Origin of the sequence: Polaribacter sp. ALD11, from assembly GCF_002831685.1 — a bacterium.
GTDB lineage: Bacteria > Bacteroidota > Bacteroidia > Flavobacteriales > Flavobacteriaceae > Polaribacter.
Genome location: NZ_CP025119.1, coordinates 3,064,746 through 3,088,764, shown reverse-complemented (window position 1 = coordinate 3,088,764; position 24,019 = coordinate 3,064,746). Strand labels below are relative to the sequence as shown.

Sequence of the window (24,019 nt, the reverse complement as noted above, 5' to 3'; positions counted from 1 at the left end):
TCTCTAAAACGAATACCCAATTGCAAAATTAAAAACAGGTTCATCAATTTTAAAATCCCATCTTTTTACTTCTTCTAAGGAAGGATCATGAAAAGGAGCTGCCAAATCAAAACGAATTACAAAACCTTGCACGTCTACTCGCAAACCAAAACCTGCACCCATTCCTAATTCATTGATAAAGTTTGACGTGATTTTATCTTTACCATCATTTCCAAAATCTGGATTTGCAACAGAGTTCCATACATTTCCTGCATCTGCAAAAACAGCACCTTTAAAAAAAGAAAATAACGGAAAACGATATTCTACATTTGCCTCTAACCGAATATTACCTGTTTTATCGAAAAAGTTCCCAGTATTGTTTGGCTGCGTTGTCGCAGTGTTTTCATTATATGTTCCAGGTCCAAGAGAACGAGTGCTAAATGCTCTTACACTATAAGGTCCGCCAGAAAAATATTGTTTTACAAACGGCACAACATCCGAATTACCATACGCTAAACCATAACCAGCAAACAATCTTGTGGCAATTGTTTGCTCATTACTTTTGCCAAAATTGTAATGGTATCTCGCATCAAAATCTGCTTTAGCGTATTGTGCATATTGCAATCCTAAAAATTCTTTTGGCGCTCCTGCAGTGTTTTGTTTTCCGAATAAACTAATCGAATTACCAGCAACATCTAAAGTAGCGTTTATATAAAATTGATGTATTTTACTTGAATTCAGCATTTCATTATAGGTAAAAGAAAAAGTAAGTCCGCTTATAAATTGTTGCTCAAAACTTCTTTTTAAAAACGAATTGTCTTCTAATATTTGTTGAAATTCTTCTGTTGTATTAGACAACCTAGTATAATTTACAGAAATAGGATTCAGCTCGTACGTTGTATATTTATTCGCATTCCAAACATACCCAAAAAGTGCACTTCCAGATAAAAGCGTATACAATTTACTTCTGTTTAAATACGTAATTCCTAAACTTGTTTTGGTTTTCGGAATGGAATATTCGAAAAAATCTTCATTAAAAGAAAAAGGCGCAATAACTCTTGGAAAAATTAACTCTGATTTTAAACCCAATTCTAAACTACTTAATCCTAAATTATCACCACTAGAAATCTGTGTTTCATAACCAATATTAGTACTTATATTTAAAGTTTCTCCTCCTTTAAATACATTTCTATTGCTGTATGTTAATGCGAGCTTAGGGCCTGCAAAATTATTCGATTTTGTAACTGCTTGTAATTCTGCACGAACCGCACGTTTTGTTAGCGGAGATAAAAAGATGTTTGCTTCTAAAACTCCTAAACTATCTGTTTGTAAAGAATCTAATTCTTTATACTGTATGTTTACATATTTGTAGACACCAATTGAAGACAAACGTCTTGCTGTATTTTTTGAAGTAATAGGATTGTACAAATCACCTTCTTTAAGGGTTATAAATTCATCTAAATATGCTGGTTTAAAGAAAAGAGAATCTTGATAATAACTTTTATTTTTGTGCCTGACCTTTTTCGCTTTCAAAGAATCTTTTAAATCGAAATCTGGGTATATATTTATTTTTTTAATTTGATAAGGTACAGTTGCTATCTTTGGTACTTTTGCTTTTAACTTTAAAAATAGGTCAAATTTTTTATTTTTATATTGATTGGTATCTGCTTCAAAAATTAAAAAACTAGGATTGAAGTTATAATATCCTTTCTTTTTTAATTCTAAATCTAATCTTTGGCGTTCTAACTTTAGATTAGCCAAATCAAATCTCATATTTTTAGGAAAAGGAGTCTCTTTTGTAAGTTCTTTAATAACAGTATAAATTGGAGAAACCATACTGTCTATTTTATAGTTTGCCATCTTATAAGGCGCAGGAACCTTTAAACTGTAAGTTACAGAAGCTTTTTTTTCTTTCTCTATGAATGAGGAAGTTGCACTGCTGTAGAAAAACCCATAATTTTCTAACCTGTTTCTTAAAATTTCTTGCACTTCTAGCGCATTAACATCAGATTGATAAACAGGTTTTTGCCCAAGTTTCTTATACAACCATCTGTTTATAAAATTCGGATTCTCTTTTTGATTTTTATAGTAATAATACAATCCTAGATAGCTTCCTAAAAATTTAGAATTAGGTGCTGGTCTTAAAACAGTTCTTAAGTCTTGCTTTAATTTACTTGCATTTTTTACTGTAGAATCTACTTCCATTTCAATTTTTGCGCCCGTATACAAACGCTCATCTTCAGGAATGTGTTTTTGTATACTACAAGAGTATAAAAATGCACACAAGATGCTCAAAAAAGCTATGTTTTTTATATAATCTTTCAAAATTTAATTTGTTTTCTTTTTTAATTTTTCAGAGGCTGCTTTTGTCTGTTTTTTATTTTCAGACTTTACCTCCTCTTTTTCTTTCTCTTTTCGAGAACGTAGCAAGGCATTCCAAAGTTCATGAAATTCATTAAACTCTTGTGTAAAAATCAAACCAATTCCGCTTACAATTGTTTGTCCATCAATAACATTTTCAAATTCACTTTTTCTAAACCCTTTTAGACGGTATCTACCATCTTCTGTAATCTTGTACTCTAAGCTTACATTACCAATTAAAGGTGTTTGTTCTCCTGTTGTATTGCTTCCTTGAATATCTACTTCACTACCAACTCTAACCGTTAATCGCTCATTAAAAAGTTGTTTCTGTGCCGCGATATCTAATTGGGTTCTGTCGGTAGGCGCATCTCCTTGATAATCTGTAAAACTATTTAAACCGAAGTCTAACTTTACGCCAGAATTTCCTAATATTTTATCAGAAAAGGCATTTAATTGTCCTGAAACTGCATCGTTCAAATTATTTCTAGCAATAGATGCAAACCCACCAAAACTACCATCACTACCTGCATCTGGATAAAATCTATTTAAAACCAATAACGAAAAAACTTGTTTATTTAATTCTTCTTCTTGTTGTTTTACTTGTTGTACTCTACCATATACTTGCCCACCAATTGCCCCTTGTTCTTCTTCTGGCATGTCTAAATCAAAAGAAATTTTAGGTTGTAATAATTCACCATCGATATTTAAATATACTTGAAACGGTAACACTTGTTTGTATTTATTTTTTACGGATGCATCTTCTCCTGAAATTTGTGCTGCCATTAGAGGTGATGCAGAAGTTTCTAATTTATAAATTGCGCTCACGTCTAACTTCGCATCAAAAGGATCTCCAGACCAAGAAATTCTTCCTCCAGGAGCCAATAAAAATTTTCTATTTACTAAATTATAAAGGGTTAATTCATAATGACCTCCAGAAATCTCATAACTCCCTGTTAAAGAAACTCTTCCGTTGGGTATCATCGTAAAAACGAAATCACCATCACCTGAAACCTTAAAATTGTCTCCGGTATCTTCGTTAATAACAATATTTACAATTGCTTCTTTACTTACTTTTAATTGTGAAGAAATGTCAAAACCACTAATAATTGCCGTTTGTTCTTCAGTTTGTGTTAAAATTGCATTCGGATTTTCTCTATTTACAAAAACCACAACACCGTCTCTTTCTTCTACATTTGCATACGCAGAAGGCATTACATACGTTACATCGGTGTCTTTACCTAAAGTAAAACTTGCATCTAATTTTGGTATCTGTAAATCTCCTGTTAATGTTGCATTTGCATTAAAAGTAACTTTACCGTACAGGGTTTCATTATCTTCTTTTGTCGCGTTTAAAATTCTGAAATTATTGGCTTTTAATTTTAAATCGAATTTTGGATTTATAAAACTTTTCGTTTTAATTTTTCCTGAAAGCACCAAGGCATTATTCTTAGCATCTAAAACAGTAAAATTATTCATTGAAAAACCAGTGTTGTCTACATTAAGAATTTCATTCTTTAAAGTAAATTTAGTATTCAGCTTGGTTACATTAAAAGTAGCATCCTTAAACTTTAAAGCGCCTTTGTATTTTGGTTCGGATGTTGTACCCATCACTTTAAAATCGCCAGAAAAACTACCATTAGTTTCTTTTATCTCTCCCAAAGAAAGTGTGCTTAAGGCTTTCATTTTAAATTCGTTAATAACTAAGTCTAAATTCAAATTGGCATCCTTATTGTCTACAAAATAATCTCCTTTTAAATCTAAATTAACGTCTCCTTCTCTTAATTTCGCATTAAAATCATATCTATTATTCCCTAAAGATTTTGCATCTATGGTTAGTTTTCCAAAATTAGTTTTTAAAAACTCAAAGTTGGTTACACTCACATCTGCAATAATACCCGTATTTGTAAAAGGTTCTTCTAAAATAAAATCTCCATTTAAAATTCCGTTTGCGATTTCATTTTCTGGATTTAAATAATTAAAAACCTCATTTATTTTAAAATTACTGTATACCAAAGCAATATGGCTCTTTGCTACGTTTTTTAATTGGTCTGTAATTTCTATAGATTGCTTGTCTTTGGTGATTTTAAAGTTTTTAAAAGCTAGGTTATTATCTGACAAAATGATTTCATTATCCTCTGGAATTGTCCATTTACGCCTGTTTAAAATCAAACTATCTTTATTTACAGAAAACTTTAGTTTTTCTCTATTTCCTGTAATTTTAGTATTTACATTCATTAGTTTTTCACCTTTATGAAACCCTAAGAAATTAAGTGACAATTCGTTGTTTGTTTGATTCCCAGTAATAATGGTTTTTGGCACGTCTATAGGTCCAGCAGTTATATTCCTGAAACCTAAATTAAAATTGAAGTTTTCTTTATCTGTATGCATAGAAAAAGCCAAACTATCTAATTTATTGTCACTGTAGTTAATATACGGAGCAGTAATATTCGCTTTTAAAACCCTTTCTTTTTCTTTAAAATCTACAGCAATATTAATTGTATCAATATCTTTTACATTCACCAAGAAAACATCTTTTATTAAAGAAGTTTGAGCTATTTTGGCAGTCAAGTGTAAATTTATAGGATTCGTAATGGTATCTGAAAGTACTTCATCTCTGTAAAAATAACTAAAAATATGACGTTGAATTGCCTTACTAAATGTTTGCGGATCTGTGTTCGATTCTAAATTAAAATCTAACATTTTGTTCTTTATCGAAACAGCCGTAGTATCCTTATCTACAAAGGCTTTTGCATTTACAGCACCCACTAAATAGGTTCTATTGTCATAAACTACAACTCCGTTTTTCACGTTTGTAGAAATATGATAACTTTTAGGGTTTCCTTTAAAATCTAAAGAGACTTCCATTCCTGTTTTTACATTGCGCTTTACAATTCCTAAAGCCTGTAAGTCTGCGCCAATTACATTCAAATTTAGCTTTGCTTCTGTAGCAATAGAATCTAATTTTATAAATGCATTTAAACCTACATTTAGATTTTCATCTTTATATTTTGAAGTAACATTTCCCTGTCCGTTTTTTAAATTACCCTTAATATTTAAACCTGTAATTTTGTAATTTTGTAATTGAAACTTAGAAATAGTTGTTTCTAAAGTAGCTTCTAAATTATTGATATTTTCACCACTTCCCTCAGAATTTAAACGAAGGCTTAATTCTCCTAAATTAGGATTCATCAACAATTCACCAACTTTATATTTTTCAATATTTACAACAAGATCATAACTTAATTTATCACTATTTTTAAAAGTTCCTTTTACAGTTGCCAAACCTTGGGTTGTATTTATTTTTGCAGCTGTAATTATATTTTTTAAGTTCCCTTTTACAGTTCCTGAAATTAAAATTTCTTCTGGCAACTTAATATTTAACTCCTTTTCAGCTACTATTTTTAAAAGATCTGAACGTTTCGTTTTCGCGCTAAATCTTGGAAAATCTAGTTGTAATATATCAGGGTTTGTTACATTTTTAATATTTCCGTTTAAAGAAATCGCTGTTGCTTGCCCCCAATTTACGTTTGTTTTTAAAATTTCAATATCCGATAAAGAACCGTTTACATTTAAGGTTCCTGTAAATTCTTTTGTGCTCAACTTCTTTAAGTATTCATTCTTTTTTAAACTTGGTTGAAATCTAAAAATTTCGTCTAACCAAAGATTAAAAGAAGGCATATTCAATTGAATTCTAGTGCTCTCTGGTGATGAGACTAATTGAGAAAGCGATTGATAATTAGCCTTTGCAAAACCGCTGATTTTATTTTTATTGATTGCAATATTTAAGTCTGAGACTTCTAATCTTTTATCTGTAATATGTGCATTAAAGGCGAGTTCTTTTAAGTTAATTCCAGATTTTTCTTTAAAATTGAATGTTTCTATTGCTAAACTTGCGTTTTGGTCTTTTAGAAAAACATTTGAAGCCTTTAAATTTAGATTATCTAAAGAAATAGCGTTGGCATTAAAGCTATTTTTCTGTGATTTTGCACCATCTATAAAATAGTTGATATTGTTATTCTCTAACGTTAGCTCCTCTACCTCTAAAGCGAGATCGGGCCAAGTAAAAGTAGCTTGAGTATTATTTTTTACAATCGTTTTTGTGGGTTTCTTAGTTGTTTTCATCTCAACCAAAATATTGGAGTTTTTAAGTTGAATGGTATTTAACTTGAATGATTTATTGGCTAAATCTAACAACGGAATTTCAGTATAAAACTCGCTGATATTTACATCTGCTAATATATTTTCTGTTTCAGACTTGTAAAATATTTTTGTTTCTGTTATCTTAATGGCTTCAGCAGAAAATGTTGGTAAAACGGTGTCTGCAACAGGCAATTTTATAGTAACCTTACTTTGTATGAATTTAATTTTAGCATTAGAAAGCGAAATAGCATTCGCGTTAAAAATCATTTTTTCGAGATCTAAAGATTCCATTTCTGCAGCAAGAGTACCTATTTCAAACTTACTATCAATCCCTAAAACAGCGTCTTTAAAAGTAACATCAATCTCTTTTAAATTCAATTTTCCTAAAACAATATCTACTGGTTTTACAATAGTATCTTTAGCTACCGAAGTTGATTTTCCTGAAGAAAACGCATCAATTAGAAACTGAAAATTATAACCAGCAACCGTATCTTTTCTTATGATATTTGCACGCAATCCCTCCCATTTTAAATTATCTAATCCAACAGAATTTCCTGTAATCATTCCCCAAAGAGGCACGTTTGCTTCCAAAGATTTAGAATACACTAAAGTATCTCCTTTTTTATCTTCTAAATAAAGACCTTCTAATTGCAGCGCTCCACCAAAAGTTATAAATAGTTTTTCTACGGCGACTTTAGTATTGGTTTTATCAGAAACATACTGAACTGCTTTATCAACAATAATGCTTTGTCCCCAAGGGCTTCTTATAAATAAAACAAGCAGTAATAAGAACGTAAAAATCCCGAAAAGTACGCGTAAGGTTCTTCTTAAAAAACGATATTTTTTCTTTATAACTTTTTTAGCAGACATATATAATTTTTATATCAACGCAAAAATACATCAGTATTTGTTCTAAGATTGTCTTTAATAATTAATATTTTAACGCTATTGACAAACAATTGATTACGTAATAAATAAACGCCTTCAATATAACAATAGTATTTTAGAGCTTAGAAGATACAATAAGATTCTCATTCTAGAAATCTTAAAATATTTCAGATGAACTATTAAACACCAAACATCAACCTTTTAAGGTTTTTAAAAATAAATCTCTTTCAATTTCTCTGGCCCCCAAACTTGCCAAGTGTTCATTATGAACTTGGCAATCTATTAATTGATACTTTTTTTTGCTAGCCAAATGTATAAATGCTAATTTAGATGCATTAGATACTTTGCTAAACATACTTTCTCCACAGAAAATATTATTTATTTCTAAACCATATAAACCACCAACAAGTTCATTATCTAACCAAATTTCTATAGATTTTGCAACTCCTTTTTTGTGTAAATTAATGTATGCAGCTTCCATATCATCTGTAATCCAGGTTCCAAAACCATCATTTCTATCAATACTTTTACAATTATAAATTACTTCTTCAAACGCGGTATTTTCTGTAATTGTAAATTCTTTTTTATTGATGATTCTTCGCATCGATTTAGATATTTTTATTTCATCTGGAAACAAAACCATTCTTTCAAACGGACAATACCAAACAATAGGATCATCTTCAGAAAACCATGGGAAAATTCCGTTTTTGTAAGCATGAATTAATCTTTCTTCAGATAAATCTCCACCCAAGGCAATAATACCTTCTTTAGAAGTGAATTGATACGCAGGAAATTCTATTTTATGGGTAAGCCAAATCATGTAGTAAAAATTAATGCTAATATTTAGCGAATTTACTGTTTTATTAAAAAATCGTTAATCTAAAATTCTAATCTTATTTATTTAGATTTTGTTCCTATTTTTGTAACTTCATAAAAAATAATTGACTAGTTGGAAGATAAACGCAAAAGAAGAAAAAAAAAGACTGCATTTATAGGCAAGAGGCTCCATAATTATTATGGTAGAACTGGCTTTTACTTGTTTGTCTGGGAAAGTGTAAAAAAAGCTTTCATACCCATCGTTTTAGTTATTTTGGGCTTATTTCTTTTCAACAAATATGTCTATGATATTAATGAAGGGTTAGAAACGGTTACAGAAACTTTTTCTAGAACTGGTATTTTAATTACTTTTTTCCTCTCTGAAACCTTATTAGGTTTGGTTCCTCCAGAAATTTTTATTGCATGGTCTGGTAAGACAGAAAGTCCGGTTTTAAACCTATCTCTTTTAGCTACGTTGTCTTACGTAGGTGGTTTACTTTCTTATTTTATAGGAAAAATGACTTTGAAAATTGAATCTGTAAAAAATTATTTAGAAGTTAAAATGGCTGCTAATTTAAGAAACACTAAAAAATGGGGTGGTTTTTTAATTTTAGTTGGTGCATTGTTACCTTTGCCTTTTTCTATTGCTTGTTTAGCAGCGGGTATGATAAAATATCCTTTTAGAAACGTAGTATTCTTTGGTTTATTTCGTTTTTTACGATTTGCAATTTATGCTTGGGCAATTTTTAAAGTAGTTACATAAAAAACTTACATTTGTAGTATGGGATTAACAAATAACGATATTTTAAAAAAATTACGTGTTGCACACAAATTACGTGACACAGACATTGTAGAAATCTGCGCTTTAGTAGATTTTAAAGTTTCAAAAGGTGAATTAGGTGCTTTATTCAGAAATGAAGAGCATGAAAAATATGTAGAATGTGGAGATCAAATTTTACGTAATTTCTTAAACGGATTGGTCATTCATTTACGTGGACCAATGCCTAAAAAAGGGGAAAAGAAATAAACTTCTTCTCTTTTAGATTCAAGCATTAAAACTAAAAACTTATATAATAAAAAAGAGTGCAATTTAAAAAATTGCACTCTTTTTTATGTATCTAAAGATCTATCTTTCTAGAAAGGTAAATCGTCTGGTTCTTCATTTGAAACATTAGATGCTGGTTGAAATTGATCTACTGGAGGCAAGTTCTCGTTTTGAGCCCCTGTTTGAGATACATTTTCAACTCTCCAACCTTGTACAGAGTTAAAGTATTTTGCTTCTCCTTGTGGGTTAATCCATTCTCTACCTCTTAAGTTGATAGATACTTTTACATCTTGTCCAACAGCATAATTGTTTAACAAATCACATTTATCTTGCACAAACTCTATCATAATCATTTGTGGATATTGGTCATCTGTTGTAACAACTAATTCTCTTTTTCTAAAACCGTTAGCCCCAAAACTTTGTACCTCTCCAATTAACTTTACTTTACCAATAACTTCCATAATATAATCTTAACTATTTAATTAAAAGCACTTTCCAAGCACTTTCTACATCATTCTTTTTTAAATACTCTTGCGCAAATGTATGTTTTTTTGTGGTTTCTAACCCAATAAATTGCGGATGTTCTTTTGCAAAGTTATTAACAGTTTCTTCGGTTGGCAGTTGCTCTACGTTACCCAACATACCTAAATTGTTTCCTGTTAAAACAGTGCTATTTCTAATTATAGAAGCTATTGCATCTACACCAATACCTAAAGTAGCAATTGGTTTCGGAATTTCAAAAAACCCATCTCTTGCTCTCGAATAATAACTTCCTCCTGCTCTTGCTACTAAATCTATTTTATATTGGTCGATGCCACCTTTTTCATCTAAAACATCTTCAGAAATATGAATTTTAACTACTTCACAAACAATTAAATTTCCTGCTCCGCCTTCATCACCAGTAAAAATAACATCCTTCACTTTGCATTCAAATTGCACAGGCGATTCTGCAACTCTAAATGGTTTTATTTTATCGGATGGTAACATGGTAAAACCAGCTTTTTCAAACTCATTTATACCTTCTGGGTATTCTGTAGAACTTAAAGACATTTGCTGTACAATCGCATAATTCACCACATTTATAACCACTTCTTTGGTTGCCAGAGCATTTTCTAAAGTATGTTTTGTGGTATTATCGCGTACTCTTCTTGCCGGAGAAAAAATCATTATTGGCGGATTTGCACCAAACACATTAAAAAAGCTAAAAGGCGATAAATTCGGATTCCCTTCTGCATCAATTGTACTTGCAAACGCAATGGGTCTTGGCGCAACAGCACCTAATAAATAACCGTGTAATTGTTGCGTAGAAATTTCTTTTGGATCTATTGTAAGCATTCTAAAATATTTTATCTTGTAAAGATACTATCAAAATCACAAATGAGTTATATAGGGAAACCTTTATATTTGTTTTCATGAATTTTCTAACCAACACGCTTCTATTTAAAAGAATTGCCATTTTAGTTTCTTTGATTATTGTTTCTCTAATCTTATGGAACACCTATATGTTTTTTCAGAAATTTAAAAATGAAGAAAGGGTTAAAATGGAAATTTTAGGAATTGCTCAAAAAGAATTGGCGAGCGCAGATTTAAATTCCGACATTACTTTACAAGATAAAATTATTACCACCAACACAAGTATTCCTTTAATTTTAGTTGACGGACAAGGAAATATTGAATCCTTTCAAAATTTAGACCCTGTAAAATCTTTAGATTCGAAGTACATTGAAGAGCAGTTGGAAAAAATGAAGACCGAAAACACACCAATTGAGATTAGCTATAAAGGGAAAAACAAACAATTTATTTATTATAGAAATTCAGATTTATTAAACAGACTTACCTATTATCCCATTGCCTTAATTTTAATATTATTTCTTTTTTTAAGCGTAATTTATCTCTTTTACAATTCTAATAAAGCTGCAGAAACCAATAAATTATGGACCGGAATGGCAAAAGAAACCGCACATCAAATTGGTACACCTCTGTCTTCTCTTTTAGGATGGATTGCCATTTTAAAAATGGAAAAAATAGATGATAAATATGTCGAAGAAATAGAAAAAGACGTTGCTAGACTAAACACCATTGCAAATCGATTTTCTAAAATTGGTTCTACACCAGAGTTAAAAAAAGAAAATATTGTTGTCATTACAAAACAAGCATTCGATTATTTAGAGTCGAGAAGTTCTAAACAAATCACATTTTACTTTACAACTTCAGACAAAGAAATTTTAACCAACCTTAACACAGAATTGTTTGGTTGGGTTATAGAAAACCTTATTAAAAACGCCATTGATGCAATGCAAAAAGAAGGTTCTTTAAATTTAAGAATAGAAAATACACCAAAAAAAGTAAAAATAACGGTTTCTGATACCGGAAAAGGAATGCCAAAAAAATTATACAAGCAGATTTTTAAACCAGGTTTTACTACAAAAAAACGTGGTTGGGGCTTAGGCTTATCACTTTCTAAACGTATTGTAGAAGATTACCACAAAGGAAAAATATTTGTACAAAAATCTGAAATAGGAAAAGGAACTACATTCCAGATTTTGTTAGATAAGGTTTAGTTTTAGAAGCTATTTCCTGCTTTCCGCACTCGCTTTTTTTATCTAAAAAGATAAAAAAGAGCTCAAACAAGTGCTACAATCAGGGCTAGACTTGTTTGCCAACTTATTATTATTCCTATGTAAACACAACAACCCTTAATAGGTTTATTCAGAATAAAATTTTAAAATTTCAGCATAAGAAAACTAAAACTCAGCAGCAATTCTTTCAGCCAAACTTACAAACTCATCATTTGTTAATTTTACTTTTTTCGAAAATTGAATATCTGCCATTTCATCTAACGGAATTAAATGCACATGCACATGAGGTACTTCTAAACCAATTACACTCATTCCTATTCTTTTACAAGGAATTGCTTTCTCCAATGCTTTTGCAACGGTATAAGAAAAATCCATCAAATCTTTATATGCGTCTCTAGACAAGTCGAAAAGCTTATTTTCTTCTTTTTTAGGCACCACTAAAGTGTGTCCTTTAGCATTCGGATTAATATCTAAAAAAGCAATAAAATTTTCATTTTCTGCTACTTTATAACTTGGTATTTCTCCTGTAATTATTTTTGTAAATATGCTCATAATTTTATTTAAGTATCTCCTCGAGCGCAGTCGAAGGGGCTATTAATTAGATCTTACCTACGCTCGATCTAACAAACGAAAGTAAATATAAAAAAGAATTCGGATTTTGACTAAATCAAAACCCGAATTTATAAATATTAATTGGTAAATTACAAATGTAACAACCCTTTTATTCTCTAGAAATTTCAACAATTTCAAACTTCATAATTCCGCTAGGAACTTGAATCTCCGCAACATCACCCACTTTTTTACCCAACAAACCTTTACCAATTGGCGAGTTTACAGATAATTTACCATTTCTAACATCAGTTTCAGAATCTGCAACCAATCTATATTTAAACTCCATTCCGTTTGTAGCATTCTTAATTACCACACTAGAGTGTATTAAAACTTTAGATGTATCTAATTGACTTTCATCTAAAATACGTGCACTAGAAATTACATTCTTTAACTTCGCTATCTTAAATTCTAAGTGAGATTGCTCTTCTTTTGCTGCATGATATTCTGCATTTTCACTTAAATCACCTTTATCTCTTGCATCTGCAATTTCTGTAGTAACTCTTGGTCTTTCTACTTGTTCTAACTGAACTAATTCTTCTCTTAATTTTTTTAATCCTTCCGCAGAATAATATGATATCTCACTCATGTTGTTTAAATTTAAAAATCCCATTGCCCTTTCAGGAATGAGATTGTTATACAAATATACAAAATATTTGTAACTTGCCTTCGTTATTAAAATAACAAAAATATTTTTATGTTTAAAACAATCGGTTTTTTATTCTTTACCCTCATATTCTATTCATGCGAAGATAATACTAGAATTAGCTCTTGCTTTCGAAATTCAATAGCAACAGTTCCTTTAGATTTAAATAACCCACAATTAAATGGAGTATTAACACCTACAGGTTCTGCAAAAATAACAGGTGGCATGCAAGGAATTATTCTTTATAACGGAGCTACTTTAGGATACAAGGCATTTGACAGAAAATGTCCTAAATTCGATTGTAACACACCAATGTCTTTTGATGGACAGCGCTTAAAGTGTGTTTGTGATGACAGCGAATACAGTATTTTAACTGGAGAACCTTTACCACAAGGGACGGATGCTTGTTTTGCAAGAGAATACACAGTCACTCGAAACGGAAGTTCTTTAAGAATAAGTAATTAATTCTTAAAATAGTTGTGTATTTTTGCCGAAACACAACAACTTTTAAGGTGAAAAACTATTATTCTTCAAATTTTAAATTAGGTATTCTTGGTGGTGGTCAATTAGGAAGAATGCTTTTAGCAGAAACACAAAAATTCGACATCCACACTTCTATTCTAGAAAGCAATAAAGAGGCACCTTGTGCAGAAATTTGCAATAACTTTATAGTTGGAGATTTATTAGATTTTAATGCCGTTTATAACTTCGGAAAAACCGTTGATTTACTAACTATAGAAATAGAAAATGTAAATTTAGATGCGTTAGACAAATTGGAAGATGAAGGATTAACTATTTTCCCCAAACCAAAAGATTTACGAATTATTCAAAGTAAAGCAAGACAGAAAAACTTCTATATAGATCATCAAATTCCTACAGCAGAATTTTCTCATTACGCATATTTAGAAGAATTAAAACATTCTTACGAAAATAATATCATTGAATTTCCATTTGTATGGAAAGCTGCACGTTTTGGTTATGATGGTAACGGCGTAAAAATTGTTAGAAATATTCAAGATTTAGAACGTTTACCAAATGTAGAATGTATTACAGAAAAACTAATTCCTTTTAAAAATGAATTGGCTGTAATTGTTGCAAGAAATGCAACTGGTGAAGTAAAAACATACCCGGTTGTAGAAATGGAATTTCACCCAGAAGCAAACCAAGTAGAGTATGTAATTTGTCCTGCAAGAATACCTTCTAAAGTTGCAGAAAAAGCAAGAGAAGTTGCTTTAAAAGTAGTGAGCGATTTAGATTTTGTAGGTTTATTAGCTGTTGAAATGTTTCAGACAGAAGATGATAAAATTTTAGTAAATGAAGTGGCTCCTAGACCACACAATTCTGGGCATTATTCTATTGAGGCGAGTTACACCAATCAATTTGAACAACATTTAAGAAGTATTTTAAACCTTCCTTTAGGAAATACAGACAGTAAAGTTGCAGGAATTATGGTGAATTTAGTAGGTGAAGAAGGTTTTTCTGGCAATGTAATTTATCAGAATATAGAGGAAATTTTAAAGATTGATGGCGTTACTCCGCATATTTACGGAAAAAAAGAAACAAGACCATTTCGAAAAATGGGTCATGTTACTATTGTAAATTCAGATATTGATATTGCAAGAAAAGTTGCACAAAAGGTAAAAGAAACAATTAGAGTGATAAGCAAATAATTATGGTAGGAATAATAATGGGAAGTGATTCTGATCTTCCAATAATGCAAGAGGCAATAGATATTTTAGAAAGTTTTAATATTGCAATAGAAGTAGATATTGTTTCTGCTCATAGAACTCCAGAAAAATTAGTTGAGTATTCTAAAAATGCACACAAAAGAGGCATCAAAGTAATTATTGCTGGTGCTGGTGGCGCAGCTCATTTACCAGGAATGGTGGCTTCTATGAGTCCGTTGCCAATAATTGGTGTTCCTGTAAAAAGTAGAAATTCAATTGATGGTTGGGATTCTATTTTATCTATTTTACAAATGCCTGGTGGCGTTCCTGTAGCTACAGTTGCTTTAGATGGGGCTAAAAATGCAGGTATTTTAGCAGCTCAAATAATTGGTGCTTCAGATGAACTTGTTTTAAATAGAATTATCGCTTACAAAGAGGAATTAAAGTTAAAAGTTGAGCAAGCTTCGGAAAGGGTTCGGAAATAAAAATAGTTAGAAATACTGATTGCTAATTAGCAATCAGTATTTTTTTTGTCATGTTAATATTATTCATTAAAGTAGTGTTTACTATATAAATCCCTGTTTTTAAGTTAGAAACATTTTTAGTTTCCTTACCTAAAAACGATTTTACTTTTCTTCCTTGAATATTATACAAAGTAACTTCTTTTATATTATCTACATCAAAATCATAGGTTACAATTAGTTCTTTTGCTCCATCTACATAAATTGTAAAATCTTTAGAATCTATTTCTTCTACAAGTAAAGATTCTTTGCCTGTTTTTTGTGTAGCTCTTCGCTTCTTTTTTGTGTAAATAAGTTTAAATCTTGTATTATTTTCACCAATAGTATCGATATTAAAAGTATAACCTCTTTGCTTTAAATCTACTGTTTTCTTAGCTTCTGTATCTCTTAAATAAATATAATAATCTTCATTTATAGATTCCCCTTGAATACCGATTGAGTACTCACCTAACTCGTCAACCACAAAACCTACTTTTACTACTTTTTTATCTCTTTTTAATTTTGGAAAACCTTGTATAGATGCTTTTTTATTACCTCTTACCAAAGTGTAAAAACCTAAAGAAGTTTGATTGATGTCGAAAGGCGCATCATACAATCTGTCATATCTATTGGTAGCTCCTTTTAAAAAACCAACTAAAAGTGTATTTGTTTTGTTTCCTTTATTAAATGTAAACCAAGATCTTCCTTCTTTCTTAGCTATTGTTTTGGCTTTATTCGTTTTATAAAACTGTGTGTTATTTGCTACAATCTGATGCGTGGTTTTAAAAGTAATACTACTGTTGGCTGTAGTTCTTACAAAAAAACCTTGACCAGAAGCAATTTTACCCGTTGTTGTATTACTCATACCGCCTGTAGCATTGTATTGTAAATAATCTGACACGTTATTATCTCCAACTTCTGCTGTATTCTGGTTCCATAAATAAACAGTACCATCAATATCTAAATTGTCTGTATCTGCACTTACTAGATCCCAATTTATTGCTGATGCATACGGGTTTCCAACTAAATTATCTCCTTCTGTAGACCAAACATTACTTGGATCTGTACTTGCTAAATTTGATGTGGCAAAAACATTTACAACAACATCACCCTCATTAATTTTACCGTTAAAAGTTCTTAATTGTCCACCTAAACCTTCATTTTGAATAGCATAACCAACACCAGGATTAAAGTTTGATCTTCCATGAGAAGCCCAACTAGAACTAGCACTACTTGCATCAAATCTATAAATTAAGTCTGCATCAGGAAAAACGCCACCAATATTAGAATCTGCTGCAATTACAGGAGAACTCCAGTAAGAATAAAAATTATTGCCTGTATATATTGGTGTTGCTCTTTTTATGTTGAAGGTTCCAGAACCAGTAATGGTAGCACTACATGAATTAAAAATTAATGCACCACCATCTTCTACAGTAATCGTTCCGTTGTTTGTTAACCCGTAAAATATATTTAAAGTTGCACCACTTTGTACAATAAACTCTGCACCAGCACTCACGGTTAATCTACCTATTTTAACTTCTGAAGTTATTTCTGGTTTATTAGTACCATTATTTATAACTACGGTTTGTGTTTTTGTAATTGCAGGTGATGTTCCAGACCAATTTGCATTATTAGAAAAATCAGTAGATACACCACCATTCCAAGTATACGTTGTCCCACTTCCGTTTGCAGTCGCAGTTGCACCAATAGATGCTGCCCCGTTTGCTTTATACTTTATTTGATCTCCATCTTGATATGCTACCAAACTAGTTCCTGTTGTTAAATATATCGACTTATTAGTATCTATTTGAGTTTCTGTTCTTGCAACATTCCAAATTCTTAATAAAGAAATATTTCCTTCAAAATTATTATCAGCTCCATTGCTTCCAGAGAATGTTCCATTATAAGTTCCTATTCCGCTTCCTCCCCAATTTGCATTCGACAAACTAGTTGGGTATCTTACACTACCACCATTTCTACCAATAGAAACATTACCCGAATGATTGCTTACTTGTAAACCTGCCTGAGAATCTTGTTCAGTACCATCTAAAAACCATTTAAAAGTAATGTCTGGTGAAGCTGTATCTTCAATTGTAAAAGAAATATGCGTCCATTTATCTATTGCAATATCTCCAATTGCAGATCTAAAAAAGCGTCTTCTAGTATTGTTATTTGCATTGTTTCTATAACCACCTAAATAAGCTCTACCACCTTCAATATAAAAAAGGATGACATTTACTTGAGCCCCTTCTTCATACAAAACCTGTCTCGTAGTAATATCTGAAGGTTTAAACCAAAATTCTACAGTTCTATTTCTAGTATTTTGTAAGTTAATTGCATTTGTGTTTGGAATTGTAATATAATCATCGGTTCCGTTTCCTGTAAAACCAGCTGAACAAGGTATTTGAGCTCCAATAATTTGAGTTAGAAAGACAAATAAGAATAGTATGTGTTTTTTCATGGTTCTAATATTTAATTGTGGACGCGTAAAATCACAATATTATTAAACAAAAATAGCGTCAAATTTTATTAGTACTGAAAAATTTTCGCTAAAAAGACATATTTTATCGTTTAAAGGAAACTTCAATTAAACAAATGATAAGATTAATAGAATCTTTATATTTGAGCTTTAAAATAAATACAATGAATCCACTTTTACAAGACTTTGATACTGCTCCTTTTTCTAAAATTTCTAACAATAATTACAAACCAGCAATTAAAAAAGGGATTGAAATTGCAAAAACAGAAATTGATGCAATCATACATAATTCTGAAACACCTACTTTTGAAAACACAACAGTTGCTTTAGATTTTTCTGGTGAAAAACTAAATAGAATTACAAGTATTTTCTTTAACTTAAATTCTGCTGAAACCAATGATGAAATCCAGAAAATAGCACAAGAAGTTTCTCCTTGGTTAAGTGAGTTTGGAAATGATATTACGTTAAATAAAGACTTATTTAAAAGAGTAAAGTCGGTTTTTGATACGAAAGAAACTTTAGATTTAACGCCAGAACAAGAAATGCTTTTAGACAAGCAATATAAAAGTTTTGCAAGAAATGGTGCAAATTTAAATGAAGCTGATAAAGCAAAACTTCGTGAAATTGATGCAAAACTATCTAAACTCTCTTTAAAATTTGGCGAGAATGTATTGGCAGAAACCAATGCTTTCGAAATGCACTTAACAAATGAGGATGATTTGGCAGGTTTACCAGAAAGCGAAAAAGAAGCTGCGAGAGAAGTTGCAAAGTCTAAGAAAAAAGAAGGTTATATTTTTACTTTAGATTACCCAAGCTACATTCCATTCTTAACATATGCAGACAATAGAGAATTGCGTAAAAAAATGGCAATTGCTGCTGGTAAAAAAGGATTTCAGGACAATGAATTCAACAATGAAAAAATTGTTTTAGAAATTGTGAATCTGCGTCATGAAAGAGCCAACTTATTAAGTTATAAAACACATGCTCATTTTGTTTTAGAAGAAAGAATGGCAGAAACGCCAGAAAAAGTAATTGACTTTTCTAATAATTTATTAGAAAAAGCAAAACCTGCAGCGCTAAAAGAATTTGAAAACTTAGAAAATTACGCGAAAAAATTAGATGGTATAGATCAACTTCAAAAATGGGATAGCGCTTATTATTCAGAAAAATTAAAGAAAGAATTATTTGATTTAGACCAAGAATTATTAAAGCCTTATTTTAAATTAGAGAATGTAATTGATGGTGTTTTTGAAATTGCAAATCGATTATTCGATTTAAATTTTGAAGAAGTCTCTAATATCGACAAATACCACGAAGACGTTAAAACGTATAACGTTACTGATACAAATGGTAATTTTATAGCTATTTTTTACGCTGACTTTCATCCAAGAAAAGGAAAAAGAAATGGTGCGTGGATGACGTCTTATAAATCGCAACAAATTAAAAACGGCATTAACGAAAGACCACACGTTTCTATTGTTTGTAATTTCACAAAACCAACCGAAACAAAACCTTCTTTATTAACTTTTAATGAGGTTACCACTTTGTTTCATGAATTTGGTCATGCGCTTCACGGAATGTTAGCAAATACAACCTACAATAGCTTATCGGGTACTTCTGTTTCATGGGATTTTGTAGAATTACCAAGTCAAGTTTTAGAAAATTGGTGTTTTGAGAAAGAAGCTTTAGAGTTATTTGCAAAACATTATGAAACAGGAGAAATTATTCCGATGAAATATGTTGAGAAAATTAAAGAATCGGCAAGTTTTCATGAAGGAATGCAAACGTTAAGACAACTTAGTTTTGGTTTGTTAGATATGCAATGGCACGGTGGTGAGTCGCCAGAGACAATTACATCTGTAAAAGAGTTTGAAAACGGTGCTTTTGCTGAAACAAAATTATATCCTGATGTTGCAGAAAATGTAATGAGTACTGCTTTTTCACATATTTTTCAAGGTGGATATTCCGCAGGATATTATTCTTACAAATGGGCAGAAGTTTTAGATGCAGATGCTTTTGAATATTTTTTAGAAGAAGGAATTTTTAATAAAGAAGTAGCTACAAAATTCAAAGAAAATGTACTTTCTAAAGGAGGAACAGAAAAACCAATGACTTTGTACAAGCGTTTTAGAGGAAAAGAGCCAAAACCAGATGCTTTATTAAAAAGAGCGGGTTTAATCTAATATATAGTGAGCAATCTTCAGTTGGCAATTTATTAAGAATGACTAACTGAAGACTGTTTACTTATTTTTTTAATGAATAGCAGCAATTAATACAAGAGGTATTTTTTTCTAACCTCTTGAAATGTATTTAAATCATTTTGCCAACTTGCTTTTATATCTTCAAACGAAACTCCTTGCTCAATTTGTTTTTGTAATTTTGAGGTTCCTGCTAACTTTAGAAAGAATTTATTAAAAAACTGGGCTTTATTTTCTGTATTCTTATACGATTCAATCAGCCAGTTTAAATTTAAACTACTCAGTTTCTCTGTATTTCTTAAATCTCTTCCATAGCACATTTCCCCTTCATGCTTCGGGTGTTTTGCCCCAAAATTAGGTTGTGGTGTAAAACTAAAATCAAAAGATTTTTCAAGTAAAAAAGGCGAACCAAAAATTTGAAATTGCATTTCTGTACCTCTACCAGCACTTACATTTGTTCCTTCAAAAAAACACAAACTAGCATACAAATTAATAGACTTTGCGTTTGGTAAGTTTGGTGAAGGAAGTATTGGTAAATCATACTCAGAATGATGTGTGTAATTCTTTAATGATATTACCGTAAGGTCGCACTGAATTCCGTTTTCTAACCATTTTTCGCCATTAATCATTTTACCATATTCTCCAATTGTCATTCCGTAAACCGTAGGAACTGGATGCATTCCTACAAAACTTTTTGCTTCTTGTTCTAACACCGGACCATCAATATAGTGCCCATTAGGATTCGGCCTATCTAAAACAATTAGTGGAATATTTAACTCAGCACAAACCTCCATTACATTATGAAGTGTAGAAATATAGGTGTAAAAACGGACACCTACATCCTGAATATCGAACAGCATAACATCTAAACCTTTTAAATGCTCCTGCGATGGTTTTCTATTTGCTCCATATAAAGAAACAATAGGCAAACCTGTACTTGCATCAACACCATCTGCTACATGTTCTCCAGCGTCTGCTTTCCCTCTAAAACCATGTTCTGGAGCAAAAACTTTTGTAACGTTTACACCTAGAGCAATTAAAGAATCAACAAGATGTATATTTGTTTCCTCTTTAAAAATAACACTTGTTTGGTTTGCTACAACACCAACATTTTTACCTTTAAGTATTGGTAAATACTGTTTGGTTAAGTTTGCAGCTACAATAATTTTTGTTGCGGTTTTTTTTTCTAATTGATCTGTATGTACTGTTTCTTTGTTCTTTTTAGAACCACAAGAGATTATAATAAAAGCGCATAATAGTAGTATGTAGTTTTTCATAATTAGTAGCACTCTTTAAGTTTTTTTTTAATTTAATAATTCAATTCCGTTACCTGTTACAAAATCGTTGTTTATAGAAGCGGGTAATTTCCCTTTTGCTTCCTTATTTCCTACAATAATTTGTGCAGATATTTTTTGAGCAATATCAGTATTTTCATAAGAAATAACTGTTGCTTCAATATTTTCAAATGAAAGGTTTTCTAAACAATACTGACTTGCAAATACGTCTAAAACTACTTTATTGTTTTTCGCAATTTCTTCAATCATCTGCTGATCTTTTTTAGAAATTTTTGAAGTTAGTCGGCTATTTAAACGATGATAACCAATAATAACTTTATCATAATTTTTGAGTTTTTTAAGCAACTTTTTACTTGTAGCATTAGAAAATACATCAACAGTTACATGTGCCTTTATTTCTTCTAAAAATGCAGCAGAATTTCCATCACCTAAATGCACAAATGCTATTTTTTCTTCTTTTATTATCGGAAGTATTTCATCCGTATTTTTTAGTGTAGTAATTGCATTTATAAATATTTCTTCGTTTAGTGCATCATTTGTTTCATCATTTAAATCGCTAATAAGGTTTGCTGTTTCAATGGGTTTAAAATTATTTAACTGCACCTTAAATTTAGCTGTAAGAATCTTTTTAACCGAATGCGCTAACCTTTCTTCTGTAATTTCTGTTTTATTATAAGCTTCTATAATTTTTAACATTCCTTTCGAAACATCTTCTGTTAAAACCAAAATATCGTTTCCAGCCATAAACGCCGCCAAATCTATATCTCCAGTTTCTTTATAGTTTGAAGCCCCTTTCATATTTAAAGCATCCGTAAAAATGAGTCCTTTAAATTGCAGTTTCTCTTTTAAAATATCTGAAACAATATGATATGACAATGAAGATGGAAGTCCGTCTGTACTTTCTAAACTTGGTACATTCAAATGCGCAACCATAACACCTGCAATGTTGTTTTTAAACAATTTTTTATAGGGATAAAATTCAACCGAATCAATTCTTTCTTTTGACAACGAAACAGTTGGCAACGTTTTATGAGAATCTTTGTCGGTATCTCCATGCCCAGGAAAATGCTTTGCACATGCCAATACATTTAAACTTTGTAAACCTTCTGTAAATGCAATTGCTTTATTGGTGACATTTATTTTATTTTCTGCAAAAGAACGCACACCAATTATCGGGTTTTTAGAGTTTGTATTGATATCTACTACAGGTGCAAAATTAATATGAACTCCCAAACGATTGCAATGCTCACCAATTTTATGACCAACTTTTCTAACCAAATCGTTATCACTTACAGCACCAAGTGTCATATTATAAGGAAACCTTGCAGTACTATCTAAACGCATATTTAAACCCCATTCTGCATCCATTGCAATTAACAAAGGTACTTTCGAAGTCGATTGGTATAAGTTTGTTTGCTTTGCTTGTCTTACAGGGCCTCCTTGAAAAAAGACGAGTCCGCCAATTGCGTTTTCTTTTATCAGTTTTTGAATGGTATCTGTATGACTTTCCTCTTTATTTGAATACGCAGCAATCATAAATAGCTGTCCTACTTTTTCTTTAAGAGTCATTGTATTATAAATACTATCTACCCATTTTGTTTGGTTTGTATTTTCTGAGATATTGCTTTTAGTTTGTTTTTTGTCACAACTAAAAATCATTGCTAATAAGGCTAAAAAGATAGAAACTGATTTTTTCATTTTTTATGAATTAAATTTTTATAAATATTTTTTTTCTAAACAAAATATAGACTAGACACCAAAAAAAGAGAATATGAGCAATTGCAAATAATAGCGACCCGTTCATATTTCCAGCAATTGGAACAAATATATTTTGATATATATAATTTAAACCACTTGTAGTTTCACCTTGTGCATTTGTAATTTTCACCAAATAAATCATTGTTTTTATATACAAACCAGAGAAAACAAAAATAAACAATGAATTTGTACCAAAATGTATAAATGGTTGAGACCAGGAGTTGTATTTTTTCACATCAATAAGCCATATTAAAAACGCCAATAGTAGCATTGCAAAACCTGCGGAAAAACACACAAAAGAACTTGACCAAAGCGATTTATTTATAGGAAACACAAAACTCCAGACATATCCCAACACTACAAGACTGAATCCATAAATTAAAAGTCTTTTTATTTTAAGAGTGATGTCTGTTGGTTTACTTAAAAAACCTCCTGTCAAACTACCTATAAGAACAGTTGCAATAGAAGGCAATGTAGACAATAAACCTTCAGGATCGAAAGGAAAACCCAGACCTTTCCAAATATGATTTGACCCAAATAAATACAAGTCTATTTTACCCACTAAATTGGTTTGTGGTTCAAACGGATTTTCTGGAACAAGGAAATATAACAATCCCCAGTAAATTATTAAAATACTGGCGGTAACATAGATTAGGCTTCTTTTATTGAAGAGCAAACAAATGGAAGCACCAATTCCGTAAGCAAGCGCAATACGCTGTAAAACTCCGAAATATCGAACCGTTTCAAAATTAAATTTAGGATAGAGGTTTAAAAATAGTCCTATTGCAAAAATGATAAAGGTTCTTTTGATAATCTTCTTTAATGCCTTCGGGTTTTCTTTTGGCTTAAAATTTTTAAAGGCAAAATGAATAGAAACACCAACAATAAATAAGAAAAAAGGAAAAACGGCATCTGTTGGTGTAAAACCATGCCATTTCGCATGCAATAAAGGCCAATATACATAAGACCAACTACCTGGTGTATTCACCAAAATCATTGCAGCTATAGTGATTCCCCTTAAAACATCTAATGCTTTTAGTCTTTCTTTTACTATCATTT

Annotated in this window: 18 protein-coding genes; 7 read left to right on the top strand and 11 right to left on the bottom strand. The window is 30.9% G+C overall.

Features of this window, described 5'->3' with window-relative positions; translation table 11 throughout:
* Positions 1–3 precede the first annotated feature (3 nt).
* From CW731_RS13440 to aat, 3 genes are all read right to left on the bottom strand, one after another.
* On the bottom strand, positions 4–2,304 hold the full coding sequence (locus CW731_RS13440; RefSeq protein ID WP_100947205.1) for a BamA/TamA family outer membrane protein: 2,301 nt from the start codon (positions 2,302–2,304) through the stop codon (positions 4–6).
* A gap of 3 nt (positions 2,305–2,307) precedes the next feature.
* Positions 2,308–7,350: a translocation/assembly module TamB domain-containing protein gene (locus CW731_RS13435; RefSeq protein WP_100947204.1), complete on the bottom strand. Its 5,043-nt coding sequence runs from the start codon at positions 7,348–7,350 to the stop codon at positions 2,308–2,310.
* 211 nt (positions 7,351–7,561) lie between these two features.
* On the bottom strand, positions 7,562–8,188 hold the full coding sequence (gene aat / locus CW731_RS13430) for a leucyl/phenylalanyl-tRNA--protein transferase (RefSeq protein WP_100947203.1): 627 nt from the start codon (positions 8,186–8,188) through the stop codon (positions 7,562–7,564).
* A 129-nt stretch (positions 8,189–8,317) separates the two neighbouring features.
* Here aat and CW731_RS13425 point away from each other — a divergent pair, with 129 nt between their 5' ends.
* Both CW731_RS13425 and CW731_RS13420 read left to right on the top strand, forming a co-directional pair.
* Entirely contained in the window at positions 8,318–8,947 is a 630-nt protein-coding gene (locus CW731_RS13425) for a YqaA family protein (RefSeq protein WP_100947202.1), read from the top strand.
* Between the two features lie 18 nt (positions 8,948–8,965).
* Entirely contained in the window at positions 8,966–9,211 is a 246-nt protein-coding gene (locus CW731_RS13420; protein WP_100947201.1) for a DUF1456 family protein, read from the top strand.
* A 107-nt stretch (positions 9,212–9,318) separates the two neighbouring features.
* Here CW731_RS13420 and CW731_RS13415 read toward each other — a convergent pair whose 3' ends face one another.
* Together CW731_RS13415 and CW731_RS13410 are read right to left on the bottom strand one after the other, a co-directional pair.
* Positions 9,319–9,690: a DUF3127 domain-containing protein gene (locus tag CW731_RS13415; RefSeq protein ID WP_100947200.1), complete on the bottom strand. Its 372-nt coding sequence runs from the start codon at positions 9,688–9,690 to the stop codon at positions 9,319–9,321.
* A gap of 13 nt (positions 9,691–9,703) precedes the next feature.
* On the bottom strand, positions 9,704–10,564 hold the full coding sequence (locus tag CW731_RS13410; RefSeq protein WP_100947199.1) for a flavin reductase family protein: 861 nt from the start codon (positions 10,562–10,564) through the stop codon (positions 9,704–9,706).
* A gap of 77 nt (positions 10,565–10,641) precedes the next feature.
* On the opposite strand from CW731_RS13410, the gene CW731_RS13405 reads away from it, so the two are divergent.
* A complete protein-coding gene (locus tag CW731_RS13405; RefSeq protein WP_100947198.1) occupies positions 10,642–11,790 on the top strand; it encodes a PAS domain-containing sensor histidine kinase in 1,149 nt (382 codons plus the stop codon).
* Positions 11,791–11,973: 183 nt separating this feature from the next.
* Here the strand turns inward: CW731_RS13405 and CW731_RS13400 are convergent, their stop codons facing one another.
* Both CW731_RS13400 and greA read right to left on the bottom strand, forming a co-directional pair.
* Complete coding sequence (locus CW731_RS13400) at positions 11,974–12,360, bottom strand: HIT family protein (protein WP_100947197.1); 387 nt, start codon at positions 12,358–12,360, stop codon at positions 11,974–11,976.
* Positions 12,361–12,529: 169 nt separating this feature from the next.
* Positions 12,530–13,006 (bottom strand): transcription elongation factor GreA, encoded by a 477-nt coding sequence (gene greA / locus CW731_RS13395; RefSeq protein WP_100947717.1) that lies wholly within the window; start codon positions 13,004–13,006, stop codon positions 12,530–12,532.
* Between the two features lie 108 nt (positions 13,007–13,114).
* Between greA and CW731_RS13390 the strand changes: the two genes are divergently transcribed.
* The 3 genes from CW731_RS13390 to purE are packed head-to-tail and all read left to right on the top strand — an operon-like array spanning position 13,115 to position 15,215.
* Positions 13,115–13,528, top strand: coding sequence for a phosphoribosylaminoimidazole carboxylase (locus CW731_RS13390; RefSeq protein WP_100947196.1), 414 nt, complete (start codon positions 13,115–13,117; stop codon positions 13,526–13,528).
* A 47-nt stretch (positions 13,529–13,575) separates the two neighbouring features.
* Entirely contained in the window at positions 13,576–14,733 is a 1,158-nt protein-coding gene (locus CW731_RS13385; RefSeq protein ID WP_100947195.1) for a 5-(carboxyamino)imidazole ribonucleotide synthase, read from the top strand.
* Positions 14,734–14,735: 2 nt separating this feature from the next.
* Entirely contained in the window at positions 14,736–15,215 is a 480-nt protein-coding gene (gene purE, locus CW731_RS13380; RefSeq protein ID WP_100947194.1) for a 5-(carboxyamino)imidazole ribonucleotide mutase, read from the top strand.
* A 22-nt stretch (positions 15,216–15,237) separates the two neighbouring features.
* On the opposite strand, the gene CW731_RS13375 is transcribed toward purE, so the two are convergent.
* Positions 15,238–17,691 (bottom strand): LamG-like jellyroll fold domain-containing protein, encoded by a 2,454-nt coding sequence (locus CW731_RS13375; protein ID WP_100947193.1) that lies wholly within the window; start codon positions 17,689–17,691, stop codon positions 15,238–15,240.
* Between the two features lie 182 nt (positions 17,692–17,873).
* Here CW731_RS13375 and CW731_RS13370 point away from each other — a divergent pair, with 182 nt between their 5' ends.
* Positions 17,874–19,892 (top strand): M3 family metallopeptidase, encoded by a 2,019-nt coding sequence (locus CW731_RS13370; RefSeq protein ID WP_100947192.1) that lies wholly within the window; start codon positions 17,874–17,876, stop codon positions 19,890–19,892.
* Positions 19,893–19,978: 86 nt separating this feature from the next.
* Here the strand turns inward: CW731_RS13370 and CW731_RS13365 are convergent, their stop codons facing one another.
* From CW731_RS13365 to CW731_RS13355, 3 genes are read right to left on the bottom strand one after another with little or no spacing between them, the layout of a single operon-like run.
* A complete protein-coding gene (locus CW731_RS13365) occupies positions 19,979–21,184 on the bottom strand; it encodes an exo-beta-N-acetylmuramidase NamZ domain-containing protein (RefSeq protein WP_100947191.1) in 1,206 nt (401 codons plus the stop codon).
* Positions 21,185–21,211: 27 nt separating this feature from the next.
* Complete coding sequence (locus CW731_RS13360) at positions 21,212–22,900, bottom strand: glycoside hydrolase family 3 N-terminal domain-containing protein (RefSeq protein ID WP_100947190.1); 1,689 nt, start codon at positions 22,898–22,900, stop codon at positions 21,212–21,214.
* Positions 22,901–22,910: 10 nt separating this feature from the next.
* Positions 22,911–24,017 carry an acyltransferase family protein gene (locus tag CW731_RS13355; RefSeq protein WP_100947189.1) on the bottom strand — a complete coding sequence of 369 codons (1,107 nt, stop codon included), beginning with the start codon at positions 24,015–24,017 and terminating at the stop codon, positions 22,911–22,913.
* Positions 24,018–24,019 lie beyond the last annotated feature (2 nt).